This window comes from Klebsiella pneumoniae subsp. pneumoniae HS11286 (genome assembly GCF_000240185.1).
In the GTDB taxonomy this organism is placed as follows: domain Bacteria; phylum Pseudomonadota; class Gammaproteobacteria; order Enterobacterales; family Enterobacteriaceae; genus Klebsiella; species Klebsiella pneumoniae.
In genome coordinates, this window is the sequence record NC_016845.1 from 4,657,602 (window position 1) to 4,671,285 (window position 13,684).

The 13,684-nt window shown below is 61.2% G+C and carries 11 protein-coding genes; 4 read left to right on the forward strand and 7 right to left on the reverse strand.

Translation table 11 applies throughout. The features are described from left to right. The first annotated feature begins 237 nt into the window (after positions 1-237). Positions 238-1,617 carry a putrescine aminotransferase gene (locus KPHS_46340; RefSeq protein YP_005228934.1) on the forward strand — a complete coding sequence of 460 codons (1,380 nt, stop codon included), beginning with the start codon at positions 238-240 and terminating at the stop codon, positions 1,615-1,617. A 46-nt stretch (positions 1,618-1,663) separates the two neighbouring features. Here the strand turns inward: KPHS_46340 and KPHS_46350 are convergent, their stop codons facing one another. Genes KPHS_46350 through KPHS_46400 form a run of 6 tightly spaced genes read right to left on the reverse strand, consistent with a single transcriptional unit; the run spans position 1,664 to position 7,376 of the window. Then, positions 1,664-1,960, reverse strand: a complete 297-nt coding sequence (locus tag KPHS_46350; RefSeq protein YP_005228935.1) for a lsrG protein — start codon at positions 1,958-1,960, stop codon at positions 1,664-1,666. After that, a complete protein-coding gene (locus KPHS_46360) occupies positions 1,957-2,844 on the reverse strand; it encodes an aldolase (protein ID YP_005228936.1) in 888 nt (295 codons plus the stop codon). The genes KPHS_46350 and KPHS_46360 overlap by 4 nt, the downstream gene beginning before the upstream one ends. An 11-nt stretch (positions 2,845-2,855) precedes the next feature. Next, a complete protein-coding gene (locus KPHS_46370; protein YP_005228937.1) occupies positions 2,856-3,857 on the reverse strand; it encodes an autoinducer-2 ABC superfamily ATP binding cassette transporter, binding protein in 1,002 nt (333 codons plus the stop codon). A 1-nt stretch (position 3,858) separates the two neighbouring features. Continuing rightward, on the reverse strand, positions 3,859-4,857 hold the full coding sequence (locus tag KPHS_46380) for a putative transport system permease component (RefSeq protein YP_005228938.1): 999 nt from the start codon (positions 4,855-4,857) through the stop codon (positions 3,859-3,861). Beyond that, the gene (locus tag KPHS_46390) at positions 4,858-5,892 is read right to left on the reverse strand and encodes a putative ABC transporter permease (protein YP_005228939.1); all 1,035 of its coding nucleotides are present in this window, start codon (positions 5,890-5,892) and stop codon (positions 4,858-4,860) included. It lies immediately after the preceding gene. Next, positions 5,889-7,376, reverse strand: coding sequence for an ATPase (locus KPHS_46400; protein ID YP_005228940.1), 1,488 nt, complete (start codon positions 7,374-7,376; stop codon positions 5,889-5,891). The genes KPHS_46390 and KPHS_46400 overlap by 4 nt, the downstream gene beginning before the upstream one ends. 218 nt (positions 7,377-7,594) lie before the next feature. Here KPHS_46400 and KPHS_46410 point away from each other — a divergent pair, with 218 nt between their 5' ends. The 3 genes from KPHS_46410 to KPHS_46430 all read left to right on the forward strand — a co-directional run bounded on the left by KPHS_46410 (position 7,595) and on the right by KPHS_46430 (position 12,407). Continuing rightward, positions 7,595-8,566, forward strand: coding sequence for a putative SorC-family transcriptional regulator (locus tag KPHS_46410; protein ID YP_005228941.1), 972 nt, complete (start codon positions 7,595-7,597; stop codon positions 8,564-8,566). A gap of 37 nt (positions 8,567-8,603) precedes the next feature. Then, on the forward strand, positions 8,604-10,202 hold the full coding sequence (locus tag KPHS_46420) for a putative kinase (protein ID YP_005228942.1): 1,599 nt from the start codon (positions 8,604-8,606) through the stop codon (positions 10,200-10,202). Positions 10,203-10,385: 183 nt separating this feature from the next. Then, positions 10,386-12,407, forward strand: coding sequence for a 2,4-dienoyl-CoA reductase (locus KPHS_46430; protein YP_005228943.1), 2,022 nt, complete (start codon positions 10,386-10,388; stop codon positions 12,405-12,407). A 108-nt stretch (positions 12,408-12,515) separates the two neighbouring features. Here the strand turns inward: KPHS_46430 and KPHS_46440 are convergent, their stop codons facing one another. Next, the gene (locus KPHS_46440; protein YP_005228944.1) at positions 12,516-13,646 is read right to left on the reverse strand and encodes a 23S rRNA (guanine(1835)-N(2))-methyltransferase RlmG; all 1,131 of its coding nucleotides are present in this window, start codon (positions 13,644-13,646) and stop codon (positions 12,516-12,518) included. Positions 13,647-13,684 lie beyond the last annotated feature (38 nt).

Below are 13,684 nucleotides of genomic sequence, written 5' to 3' on the forward strand. Positions count from 1 at the left end.
CTGCCCCGCGCTGGGGCAGCCCGCACCACGGCGGATCGCCCCGTCTATTGCCGCCAGGCAGAAAATCTCGTCAGCTCAGGAATAAAACGTGCCAATAGTGGCGCAATGAGATTAAATTTTACACAATTCGTCTTTTGCTTTGCATTTATCCCGATTTTCACCGCTTCTGCCGAACTGGCGTAATCCCTGCAATACTTAATCCAGTATCGTGTGATACGTCCGCCCCAGGAGCACATTTTGAACAGGTTACCTTCCAGCGCATCGGCTCTGGCCTGCAGCGCACACGCACTGAATCTCATTGAAAAGCGCACGCTTGATCATGAGGAAATGAAAGCACTTAACCAGGAGGTCAGGGAATACTTTAAAGAGCATGTGAATCCGGGGTTTTTAGAGTATCGAAAATCGGTCACAGCCGGCGGGGATTACGGAGCCGTAGAGTGGCAAGCGGGAGGGTTAAATACGCTTGTCGACACCCAGGGACAGGAGTTTATCGACTGCCTTGGTGGGTTTGGCATCTTCAATGTAGGGCACCGTAATCCAGTTGTGGTATCCGCCGTCGAGAATCAACTCGCGAAACAACCGCTTCACAGTCAGGAGCTGCTGGACCCGCTACGCGCGATGCTGGCGAAAACGCTGGCAGCCTTAACGCCCGGGAAACTAAAGTACAGTTTCTTCTGCAACAGCGGTACCGAATCGGTAGAGGCGGCCATCAAGCTGGCGAAAGCCTATCAGTCGCCGCGCGGTAAATTTACCTTCATCGCCACCAGCGGCGCCTTCCACGGTAAATCGCTGGGCGCGCTGTCGGCCACCGCCAAGTCGACCTTCCGCAAACCCTTTATGCCGCTGCTGCCGGGCTTCCGCCACGTGCCGTTCGGCGATATCAACGCCATGCGCACCATGCTGAGCGAGTGCAAGAAAACCGGCGACGACGTCGCGGCGGTGATCCTTGAGCCGATTCAGGGCGAAGGGGGCGTGATCCTCCCGCCAACGGGGTATTTGCCGGCGGTGCGTAAACTGTGCGACGAGTTTGGCGCATTGCTGATCCTCGACGAAGTGCAGACCGGCATGGGCCGCACCGGCAAGATGTTCGCCTGCGAGCATGAGAACGTCCAGCCGGACATTCTGTGTCTGGCGAAAGCGCTCGGCGGCGGTGTGATGCCGATCGGCGCGACGGTGGCGACGGAAGAGGTCTTCTCGGTGCTCTTCGATAACCCGTTCCTGCACACCACCACCTTCGGCGGCAACCCGTTGGCCTGTGCGGCGGCGCTGGCGACGATCAACGTGCTGCTGACGCAAAACCTGCCGGCGCAGGCGGCGCAGAAAGGCGATATGCTGCTGGACGGTTTCCGCCTGCTGGCGCAGGAGTATCCGGACCTGGTGAATGAAGTGCGCGGGAAAGGCATGCTGATGGCTATCGAGTTTGTTGATAACGAGATTGGCTACGACTTTGCCAGCGAGATGTTCAGACAGCGGGTGCTGGTCGCCGGGACGTTAAACAACGCCAAGACGATCCGCATTGAACCGCCGCTGACCCTCACCCTTGAGCAGTGCGAACAGGTGCTGAAGGCGGCGCGCAAGGCGCTGGCGGCCCTGCGCGTTTCGGTCGAAGAAGCGTAATAAAGTGTCCTTCACCCTCTCCCTCTGAGAGGGTGAAGGATAACCCTCACACCTGCGGTAACAGGCCGATAAAGCTGCGCTTCTGCCGCGGCTGCGACATCATCTCCTCCAGCTTTTCGACGCAGGCTAAATAGTGCGGCGTCTTCTTATGCGCCAGCACCGCCTCATCGTCTTTATAGGCTTCGTAGATAAAAAAGCGGGTTTTCACCTCGGGATCCTGCAGGACATCAAAGCGCAGGTTGCCTGGCTCCTGCAGCGCGCCCTCGTGGTTGGCGCGAAACACCTCGAGAAACTCATCCACCCGCTCGGGTTTAATATTGATCTCCACTAGCGTGACGTTCATTTCAGCTCTCCCTGTTTTTCTTCCTGCCAGAACTGATACGCTTCGCGCGCGTTCAGATTCTCATGCACCACCTTTTTCACCGCCTTAAGCATCGCGCGCGGGGCGCTGGACTGGAAGATGTTGCGCCCCATATCCACCCCGGACGCGCCCTGGTCGATCGCCCGCCAGCACATCTCCAGCGCCTCATGCTCCGGCAGTTTTTTACCGCCGGCGATAACGATCGGCACCGGACAGCTGGCGGTCACTTTTTCAAAGCCTTCCTCAACGAAATAGGTCTTCACAAACTGCGCCCCCATTTCGGCGGCAATCCGGCTGGCCAGCGAGAAGTAGCGCGCGTCGCGGGTCATCTCTTTGCCGACGCCGGTAACCGCCAGGACCGGCATACCGTAGCGATTGCCGGCGTCCACCAGTTTGATGATGTTATTGATCGACTGATGTTCGTATTCGCTGCCGATATAGACCTGCGCCGCCACCGCGCATACGTTGAGCCGCAGCGCGTCTTCCATCGCCACCGCCACACATTCGTTGGAGAGTTCGCTTAAAATCGAATTGCCGCCGGAGGCGCGGAGCACCACCGGCTTATTGGTGGCCGCCGGTACCTGGCTGCGCAGTACGCCGCGGGTACACATCAGCACGTCGGTGTCGGCAAACAGCGGCGCAATCGACAGGTCGATACGCTCCAGCCCGGTGGTTGGCCCCTGGAAGTAACCGTGATCGAAGGCCAGCATCACCGTGCGGTTGCTGTGCGGATTAAAAATGCGCGCCAGCCGCGACTGCATGCCCCAGTCCAGCGAGCCGCAGCCTTTCAGGGTATACAGCGTATTCTGCTGCGGGCGGTCAATACCGAAGTCTTTCCCCTCTTTGATATCGTCTAAATCTGCCATCTCATCCTCCGTCAGAAGTCGTAGTTGTTGATGTTCTCTTTGCTGAACACCACGCGCTCCGGCAGCAGCACGATACCGTTGCCCTTCGCCTCATACTGGTAGCCCTGCACGCTATTCGGTTCGACCTTCAGCGAGCCGATATCTTTCACCTCAACGCTGTCGCCTACGTTAAGATCGCCCTTTTTCAGCAATCGATCGGCGACGTTAACCGCAATTTTGCCCTGCTGAACCACATCCCACAGGCCGAACGCTTTCACCGTGCCGCGCTCAACGTACGGGCGCATCACGTTCGGCGTACTAAAGCCGACGATCGCCACGCCCTGACGCTTGAGGTTCTCCGCCGCCTGCGCCGCCGCCGGCAGCGCATTGGCATCCGGCGCGATAATGGCGTCGAGATCCGGATAGGCTTTTAAGATCCCCTCGGCGGTTTGCAGCGATTTGGTGGCATCGTTATAGCCGAACTGAGTGGTGACGATTTGCCACTGCGGATGCTCTTTTTCGATTTTGGCTTTGGCTTCCTTCACCCACTGGTTCTGGTCGGTCACCGTCGGGCTGGAGTAGAAAAACGCTACCTTGGCAGTAGGCTTCGTCACCTGCTTTTCCGCCATCTCGACCAGCAGGCCGCCAAGCTGCTGCGGCGTGCCCTGATTGATATAGATGCTGCGGCACTCCGGCCTGGTATCGGAATCCCAGGTCAGGACTTTCACCCCGCGCTGCATCGCCCGCTTCAGCGCCGGACACAGGCCGTCCGGCGAGACGGCGGAAACGATAATCGCGTTGTAGCCCTGGTTGACGAAGTTGTTGATAAGCTGCACCTGGCCGGAGACGCTGGGCTCGGTGGGGCCGTCATAGGTGACATCCACGCCCAGCGCTTTCCCCGCCTCTTTCGCGCCGTTGCCGCCGCTGGTAAAGAAGCCGACGCCGACCAGCTTAGGAATAAAGGCGATGCGGTCCGCCGCCTGCGCGGTAACCACGCTCATCGCCAGCGCCAGCACGATCAGTTTTAATTTCATTTTATGCTCCGATTGTTTTATGCGAGAAAAGACGCCGCCAGGTCGCGCGCACCCATTCACGGTGCAGGCTCAGCGAACGCCCCATCACCACCACAACCAACAGCGCCCCTGACAGCGCGCTCGACACCTGGTTGGGGATGCCGACCATCTGTAAACCCTGTTGCAGATACCCCACCAGCAATGCCGCCAGCGCGGTACCCAGTATCGATCCCGAGCCGCCGTAAATATTGGCCCCGCCGAGCACCGCCGCGGTCAGCGCCGGCATCAGCAGGTCGCGGCCTAAATCCGAACGTGCCGAGCCGAAATAGGAGACCATCACCAGCGCCGCGACCGCCGAGGCGACGCCCACCAGGCCATACAGCACGTACGGGATGCCGTTCACCGACAGCGCGGCATAGCGCGCGGCGCGCGGGTTTTGCCCGAGTAAAAAGAGGTGGCGGCCAAAGCGCCCGCGATGGGTCAGCAGCCAGAAGAAAAAGGTGATAATCGCGAACAGCACCAGCGGCAGCGGCAGTCCGGCGAGGGTTAAATTGGCGAAGGCGGTGAAGCTATCGGGAAAACCGCCAATCCCCTCGTAACCGGTCGCGCCGGCCATCCCGGAAAGCAGCAGCGCGCCGCCGCCGTACAGATACAGCGTACCAAGCGTGATCACCAGCGGGCTGATGCCGGTGTAGTGGATCAGCGCGGCGTTGAATAACCCGCACAGCAGTCCCAAGAGCAACGTCAGCGATACCGCGAGCCACAGCGGCCAGCCCGCCTGGGTCATCACCCCGAGGGCGATGGCGCACAGGCCGATGGTCGAGCCCAGCGAAATATCGATCCCGCCGCTGATGATCACCAGCGTCAGCGGCAGCGCGACGATGCCGATGCAGATAAAGTCGCTGGTGCTAAAGAGCAGCATATTGAGATCCAGCATGCGCGGATTCAGCGCGCCGAACAGCAGGATCTCCACGATCAGCAACGCCAGCAGCGCGCTTTCCCAGTTAAGCTTCAGCTTCATTTAAGCCACCTCTTTGCTTTTGCGTTCGGGAAAGCGGGCAACCTGTTTCCCCCCTTTGTTACCGGGCTGGAAACGGCTGTACTTTAGCGCCCGCTGATGGCGGGCCAGCGCCTGACGCAGACGGCCATCGAGCACCAGCACGCCGAGCAGCACCAGGCCGGCGATAAAGTCGTTCCACCAGGCGGGAAGGCGGAACAGCACCAGTACGGTGTCGATTTGGGTGAGGAAAAAGGCGCCGAGAAACGCGCCAAGCAGCGTGCCGGTACCGCCGAGCAGCGAGATCCCGCCCAGCACGCAGGCGGCGATGGCTTTCATCTCCAGGCCGCTGCCGGTCTGATTAGGCACAAAACCAATCTGCGCGGCGAAGACGATCCCGGCGCAGGCCGCCAGCATACCGTTGAGGGTAAAGGCCAGCATCCGCGTGCGGTTGACCGCCACGCCCAGTTGGCGCGCGGCGGCGAGGTTATCGCCAGCGGCGTAAAAATCACGACCAAAGGCGGTGCGCGACAGCAGCCAGCCGCCCGCCAGCAGCAGCGCCAGCACCAGCCAGCCCAGCGGCGACACGCCGATAAACGCGGGCTCCGAGAGCGATTTCAGGCTGTCGGGCAAGCCTTCGATCCATTTCCCGCCGGTCCACAGCAACATCACCCCGCGATACAACCCCAGCGTACCGAGCGTCGCGACGATCGCCGGGATGCGCAGCCCCACGACCAGCAGGCCGTTAAAAGCTCCGGCCAGCGCGCCAATCGCCAGCGCGAAGGCGATAGCCGTCGCCAACCCATAGCCGTTGTTCAGCGCCACGCCGACGGCGATGGCGCATAGCCCAACGGTCGAACCTACCGACACGTCAATATTGCGGGTCAGCATCACCAGGGTCGCGCCCAATGCCAGCAGGCAGAGGATTTGCGAGCTGGAGAAAATCATCGCCAGGGTCTGCAGGCTGAAATAGGCTGGATTGAGCGCCACCAGCACAACAAAGAGCGCCACGATGGCAAAGAAGGCGCTCAGTTCGCGATTCTTGAGTAACGTTTTCATGCCTGCCCTCCAAAGGCCAGGGTCATCATGCGATCGACGGTCACCGCCTGCCGCGCCAGCTCGCCGCTGTAGCGGCCCTGATGCATCACCAGCACCCGGTCGGCAAGGCCAACGAACTCATCCAGATCGCTGGAGATCATCAGCACCGCCACGTTTTGCGCGGCAACGCTTTTCAGCAGCTGATAGATATCGGCGCGGGCGGAGACATCCACGCCGCGCGTCGGCTCATCGACAATCAGCAGTAACGGATTAGCTTCCAGACAGCGCGCCAGCAGCACCTTCTGCTGGTTACCGCCAGAGAGAGTGCGCACCGGCTGATCGCCATCGGCCAGCTTGATCCCCAGTGCCCGGTGATAGCGTTCAACCACCGCCGCCTCCCGTTTCCCCTGCTGCCACCACGACGGCTGATTGAACATCACCGTGTTCCAGCGCACCGGCGCATCGAGAAACAGCCCCGAGACCTGGCGGTCTTCCGGCAGATAGACCAGCCCGCTGGCCAACCTGGCGCGGGTGCTGTCGCAGCTAATCTCGCGGTTCTCCAGCCAGATTCGCCCGGCGCGCGGTGGACGCAGGCCGTATAAGGTTTCGGCAAATTCGGTGCGCCCGGATCCCACCAGCCCGGCCAGACCGACGATCTCTCCGGCGCGGATCTCCAGATTGAGATCGATAAAGCCTTCGCCGGTAAGATCTTCCACCCGCAGCACGGGAAAGTCCTGCGGTTGCGTACGGCGGTTGCCCGGTAGCGACAGCCACAGCTTTTGCGTGTCGCTCAGCGCATGGTCGCGGCTGACCGGCGTCATCGCGTTAATCAGTTGTTCGTCGCGGTATGCCGCGGTCTCGCCGCTCAGCACCACCGCGCCGTCGCGCATCACCGAAATATGGCTGGCAAGCTGGCGGATTTCGGGCAATTTGTGTGAGATAAAGACGATCCCAACGTCCAGCGCCTGTAACGCACGGATCTGGCTAAAGAGCCTCTCGGTTTCACCCGGCGTTAAAGAGGCGGTGGGTTCATCCAGGATCAGGATCCTGGCCTCGCGCATCAGCCCGCGCAGGATCTCGACCATCTGTTGATCGGCTACCTCGAGCGTGCTGGCGCTGGCGTCGAGGTTGATCTGGCAGTTCAACTTCTGCAGTTTGTCCTGCAACCGCGCGACGGTATCCGCCCGCTTCGGCAAACGAAAGAGAATGTTCTCGCGCACGCTGAGGTTGGGAAACAGCATCGGCTCCTGCGGCACCAGATAGATGCCTAACTGATGAGCCAGCGCCGGATTGAGGCGCGCAAACGCGCGGTCGCCGATCGTCAGTTCACCGTTATCCGGGGTTTCGACGCCGGCGATGATCTTCATCAGCGTCGATTTACCCGCGCCATTGCCTCCCATCAGGGCATGCACCTGGCCCGCGCATAGCGTAAAGTCGATGCCCTTCAGCACGGCAACGCCGGAGAACTGTTTGCGGATCTGGCGAGCTTCAAGCAGTGGCTTCATCATCGCGCCTCGATTGAACAAATGATTTTTAAATTTAATAATGTTCAAAAGCGTAGACGGTGAACTATATTTACAACCGTGCGAAGATCACACTTTGGTGCTTTAGATCGTCAGGAAAAAATAGGCCAGCGATGAAAGATCCGTTTTGCCAGTCGGCTCACACTTTCCGACCGCGCAATAGCGAACATATGATCTAAATTTTTATAAGAGTTCAATTTATGAGCGAAAAACGCATTACGGAAGAGAACCGCTACGCCGGGCTGGCGTTAGCCGAGGAAGAGCTGGTGGCGCGGGTGGCGTGGTGCTACTACCACGACGGCCTGACGCAAAATGACATCGGCGAGCGTTTGGGGCTGCCGCGGCTGAAGATTTCCCGTCTGCTGGAGAAAGGCCGCCAGTCCGGGGTGATCCGCGTGCAGATCAACTCGCGCTATGAGGGCTGTCTGGCGCTGGAAAGTGAACTCCAGCAGCGCTTTGGCCTCAAGATTGCCCGTGTGCTGCCGGCGCTCAACACCCCGCCGATGAATACCCGGCTGGGGATCGGCGCGGCGCAATCGCTGATGGGCATTCTGCAGCCGGGACAGCTGCTGGCGGTCGGCTTCGGCGAAGCCACCATGAGCTGCCTGCAGCATCTCAGCGGCTTTATCGGCTCGCAGCAGGTGCGGCTGGTGACCCTCTCCGGCGGCGTCGGCCCGTATATGACCGGTATCGGCCAGCTTGATGCCGCCTGCAGCGTCAGCATTATCCCGGCGCCGCTGCGGGTCTCTTCGGCGGAGGTCGCCGAGATCCTGCGCCGCGAGTCGAGCGTGCGCGACGTGATCCTCGCGGCGACGGCGGCGGACGCGGCGGTAGTCGGCATTGGCGCCATCGATCAGCGGCGCGACGCGACCATTCTGCGCTCCGGCTATATCAGCGAGGGCGAACAGCTGATGTACGCCCGCAAAGGCGCGGTCGGCGACATTTTAGGTTATTTCCTGCAGGCCGACGGCAGGCCGGTAGAAGGACTGGAGATCCATCGGGAACTGCTCGGCGTGACCCTTGATGAGCTGGCGCAGCTGCCGACCATCGTTGGCGTCGCCGGGGGAGAAGAAAAAGCGCAGGCGATTTATGCCGCTCTGATTGGCAAGCGCATTAATGGCCTGGTAACGGAAGAGACAACAGCACGCGCGGTACTCGCGCTGGCCTCCTGACGGCCAGGCGCCGCGCGACCACAGCGAGGCGCATGTCATGAGTTACCTGTTAGCGTTAGATGCCGGGACCGGCAGCATTCGGGCGGTCATTTTCGATCTTAATGGCCGCCAGCTGGCGGTAGGCCAGGCCGAATGGAAACACCTGAGCGTTGATAACGTCCCCGGCTCGATGGAGTTCGACCTTACCACCAACTGGCAGCTGGCCTGCCAGTGCATTCGCCAGGCGCTCGATGCCGCCCGGCTCTCTGCCGCCGATATTCAGTCCGTCGCCTGCTGTTCGATGCGCGAAGGGATCGTCCTCTATGACCGCGACGGCGAAGCCATCTGGGCCTGCGCCAACGTCGATGCCCGCGCCAGCCGCGAAGTGGCGGAGCTTAAGGAGATCCACGACTATCGTTTTGAATCCGAGGTGTACGAGGTCTCGGGACAAACCCTGGCGCTTAGCGCCATGCCGCGCCTGCTGTGGCTGGCGCACCACCGCCCCGATATCTACCGCAAAGCGGCAACCATCACCATGATCAGCGACTGGCTGGCGGCGAAGCTATCCGGCGAGCTGGCGGTCGACCCGTCAAACGCCGGCACCACCGGCATGCTCGATCTGTTCAGCCGCGACTGGCGTCCGGCGCTGCTGGATATGGCCGGGCTGCGCGCCGATATGCTGTCGCCGGTCAAAGAGACCGGCACCCTGCTGGGCGCCGTCACCGAAGCGGCGGCGCAGCAGAGCGGCCTGCGCGCCGGGACGCCGGTGGTGATGGGCGGCGGCGACGTCCAGCTCGGCTGCCTGGGCCTTGGGGTGGTGCACGCCGGGCAAACCGCGGTACTCGGCGGCACTTTCTGGCAGCAGGTGGTCAACCTGCCGCAGGTGCGTACCGATCCGCAGATGAATATTCGCGTTAATCCTCATGTCATTCCCGGCATGGCGCAGGCGGAATCGATCAGCTTCTTTACCGGCCTGACCATGCGCTGGTTTCGCGACGCCTTCTGCGCTGAAGAAAAACTGATTGCCGAGCGTCTCGGCGTCGATGCCTATTCGCTGCTGGAGGAGATGGCCAGCCGCGTGCCCGCCGGTTCCCACGGCGTGATGCCTATTTTTTCCGACGCCATGCACTTTAAGCAGTGGTACCACGCCGCGCCGTCGTTTATTAACCTCTCCATCGATCCGGAGAAGTGCAACAAAGCGACCCTGTTCCGCGCGCTGGAGGAGAACGCGGCGATTGTCTCCGCCTGCAACCTGGCCCAGATTTCGCAGTTCTCCGGGGTAACATTCGAGAGCCTGGTGTTTGCCGGCGGCGGCTCTAAAGGCGCGCTGTGGAGCCAGATCCTCAGCGACGTCACCGGCCTGCCGGTGCGGGTGCCGGTCGTCCGCGAAGCCACCGCTCTGGGCTGCGCCATCGCCGCCGGAACCGGCGCCGGATTGTATGGCGATATGGCCAGCACCGGAGAACGGTTAGTGAGCTGGCACCGCGAGTTCACCCCAAATCCGCAGCATCGCGAGCTGTATCAGGAGATGATGAGCAAGTGGCAGACGGTGTACGCCGATCAGCTTGGCCTTGTCGATAGCGGGCTGACAACGTCGATGTGGCAGGCGCCGGGTCTGGAACGCCGCCAGCGCGTTGTGTCCTCCCCCTCACCCTAACTACCGGTGCCGCTCCGCCTTTCCCCCCTCTCCCTTTGGGAGAGGGCCGGGGTGTGGGGCAACGCTTCGCCGTTCTTTGAATCCCATCACAATCACCGCACTCCCCTTTTCCCTTTTTCTCCACGATGGCTAAATTAGTAACTCATCCGACCACATAACAATAATTTTACATTGGAAGCCACTATGAGCCGCTATCCGTCGCTTTTCGCCCCGCTTGAGCTGGGCTTCACAACGCTCAAAAACCGCGTGTTGATGGGCTCAATGCACACCGGGCTGGAAGAGCTGCCGGACGGCGCGCAGCGGCTGGCGGCCTTTTACGCCGAGCGCGCCCGTCACGGCGTGGCGCTGATCGTCACCGGCGGCATCGCTCCGGCGCCCTCTGGCGTCACCATGGCCGGCGGCGCGGTACTCAACGACGCCAGCCATCTGGCGCATCATCGCCATATTACCGACGCGGTACATCAGGAAGGCGGCAAAATCGCTCTGCAGATCCTGCACACCGGCCGTTACAGCTACCAGCCCGCGCTGGTGGCCCCCTCGGCGCTACAGGCGCCGATCAACCGTTTTACCCCCCATGAACTGAGCCACGATGAGATCCTGACGCTGATCGATGATTTTGCCCACTGCGCCCAGCTGGCGCGCGAAGCGGGCTATGACGGCGTCGAGGTGATGGGCTCTGAGGGCTATCTGATTAACGAATTTCTCGCCGCGCGCACCAACCAGCGCGACGACCAATGGGGCGGCGATTATGCCAGGCGCATGCGTTTCGCCGTAGAGGTGGTTAAGGCGGTGCGCCAGCGCGCCGGCCACGATTTCATTATCATTTACCGTCTGTCGATGCTCGATCTGGTCAACGACGGCAGCACGCTGGCGGAAGTCACCGAACTGGCCAAAGCGATTGAAGCGGCGGGAGCGACCATCATCAACACCGGGATTGGCTGGCACGAAGCGCGCATTCCGACCATCGCCACGCCGGTACCGCGCGGAGCTTTCAGCTGGGTCACCCGCAAGCTGAAGGGCGCGGTGTCGATCCCGTTGATCACCACCAACCGCATTAACGATCCGCAGGTCGCGGAGGATATTCTCGCCCGCGGCGATGCCGATATGGTATCGATGGCCCGCCCGTTCCTTGCCGACGCCGAATTTATATCAAAAGCGCAGGACGATCGCGCCGATCAGATCAACACCTGCATCGGCTGCAATCAGGCGTGTCTCGATCGGATCTTCGTCGGCAAAGTCACCTCCTGTCTGGTCAACCCGCGCGCGTGTCATGAAACCCTGATGCCGGTCCTGCCTGCCAACGCGCCTAAACGGCTGGCGGTGGTCGGCGCCGGGCCTGCCGGTCTGGCCTTCGCCGTAAACGCTGCCGCCCGCGGTCATCACGTCACGTTGTTTGATGCGCTCCCGGAGATCGGCGGTCAGTTTAATATCGCCAAACAGATCCCCGGCAAAGAGGAGTTTCACGAGACGCTGCGTTACTACCGCACCATGCTCGATCTTCATGGTGTCGATCTACGCCTGAACACCCGCGTCACGACAGACGATCTGCTGGCGTTCGATGAGACGATCCTCGCCACCGGTATCGCCCCGCGCCTGCCGGCGATCGATGGGATCGATCATCCAAAAGTGCTGAGCTACCTTGATGTCTTGCGCGATAAAGCGCCGGTTGGCGCGAAGGTGGCGATTATCGGCTGCGGCGGCATCGGCTTCGACACCGCGATGTTTTTAAGCCAGTCGGGCGCGGCCACCAGCCAGGATATCGGCGAGTTCTGCCGCGAATGGGGTATCGATACCAGCCTGCAAACGGCGGGAGGGCTGAGTGCTGAAGGCCCGCAACTGAGTAAAAGCCCGCGACAGATTGTGATGCTGCAGCGCAAAGCCAGCAAACCGGGCGAAGGGCTCGGCAAAACCACCGGCTGGATCCACCGCGCGACGCTGCTGGCGCGCGGGGTGAAAATGATCCCGGCGGTCAGCTATGAAAAGATCGATGATGAAGGGTTACATGTCACTATCGGCGGCGAGCGCCAGCTGTTGGCGGTCGATCAGGTGGTGATCTGCGCCGGTCAGGAGCCGCGCCGCGAGCTGGCGGATCCGCTGCGCGCGGCGGGGAAAACGGTGCATCTCATCGGCGGTTGCGACGTGGCGGCGGAGCTGGATGCGCGTCGGGCGATTGCCCAGGGCACTAAACTGGCGCTGGCGATTTAGCCCTGTCCCGGGGGCGGCGCGATGCGCCTTCCCCGGGCTACCACGATAATCCCGCACGCTAGCCCGGCTAAGGCGACAGCCGCGAGCCGGGGGAAACCGCGACAAGAATCAGCGCTGCTTACGCACCTTGGTTGCTTTCAAAATGACAAACTTATTGTTCGTCGCAATCGTCGTGCAATTACCAAACGCGCGCTTCAGCTTACGGAAGTAATCGAGGTGGCGGTTGCCGACGACGTACAGCTCGCCGCCGTATTTCAGGCTGCGGCGGGCATCGTTAAACATCTGCCAGGCGATATGGTCGGTAATAGCGTGTTGCTGATGGAACGGCGGATTACACAGAATCGCCGTAAAGCGGTCAGGCTCAATGCCGGAGAGCGAGTTGTTGACCATGAATTCACAGCGTGCGATATCGTCCGGCAGATTGCGCTCGACGTTCAACCGGCTGGAAGCCACCGCCATGTGCGACTCATCGGTAAACATGACCCGCGCGTTCGGGTTCTGCGCCAGCGCCTGCAGGCCAATCACCCCATTGCCGCAGCCGAGATCGGCGATCTCGCCTTCTAGATCAGACGGTAAATGCTGCAGGAAGAAACGCGCGCCGATATCCAGCCCGCTGCGGGCAAAAACGTTGGCGTGGTTATGGATGGTCCACGGCGTGCCGTCCAGCTTCCAGCTGTAGGTTTGCGGCGCATCGGCAAGCTCAGGAGCGGTGAAAACGCAGTGGATCAGACGCGCTTTTTTCCACGCCAGCGAGGTGGTGGTGGTGCCGAGGATTTTTTCAAACAGCGCCAGCGTCGAGTTGTGCACATCACGGGCTTTCGCCGCGGCGATGATGCGGGTTTCCGGCGTAACTACTTCGCGCAGGGCGCGCAGCTGCTGTTCCAGCAGCGCCAGCTGTTTTGGCACCTTAATCAGCACCAGCGCCGGCGCGGCCGGTAGCGGGCTCAGGCTATCCTGAAAGCGCACGCTCTCTTCATCGATACCGTTCATCCGCAGGTTGTGGCGGGTCGCCAGCTCGGAAATAAAGGAGTCGTTGATACTGACCGGGTTGCGCTCCGCCAGCGCGCAGGCGAGCGCGCCGAAGCCGTCGTTGAAGATGAGCGTCAGGCCGTCGACGTCATTCACCTGTTGCAGCAGATATTCATCCGCCGCTTCCCATGCCTGAAGCGCTTCTTCTTCAGCGTTAGGTGGGAACCGCTCTAATGTGAATAACTCACCGTTTAACTCTGCCTGGCTCATCGCCTCTCCGCCTCCGGAATAGTAAAACCCGCGAGTTT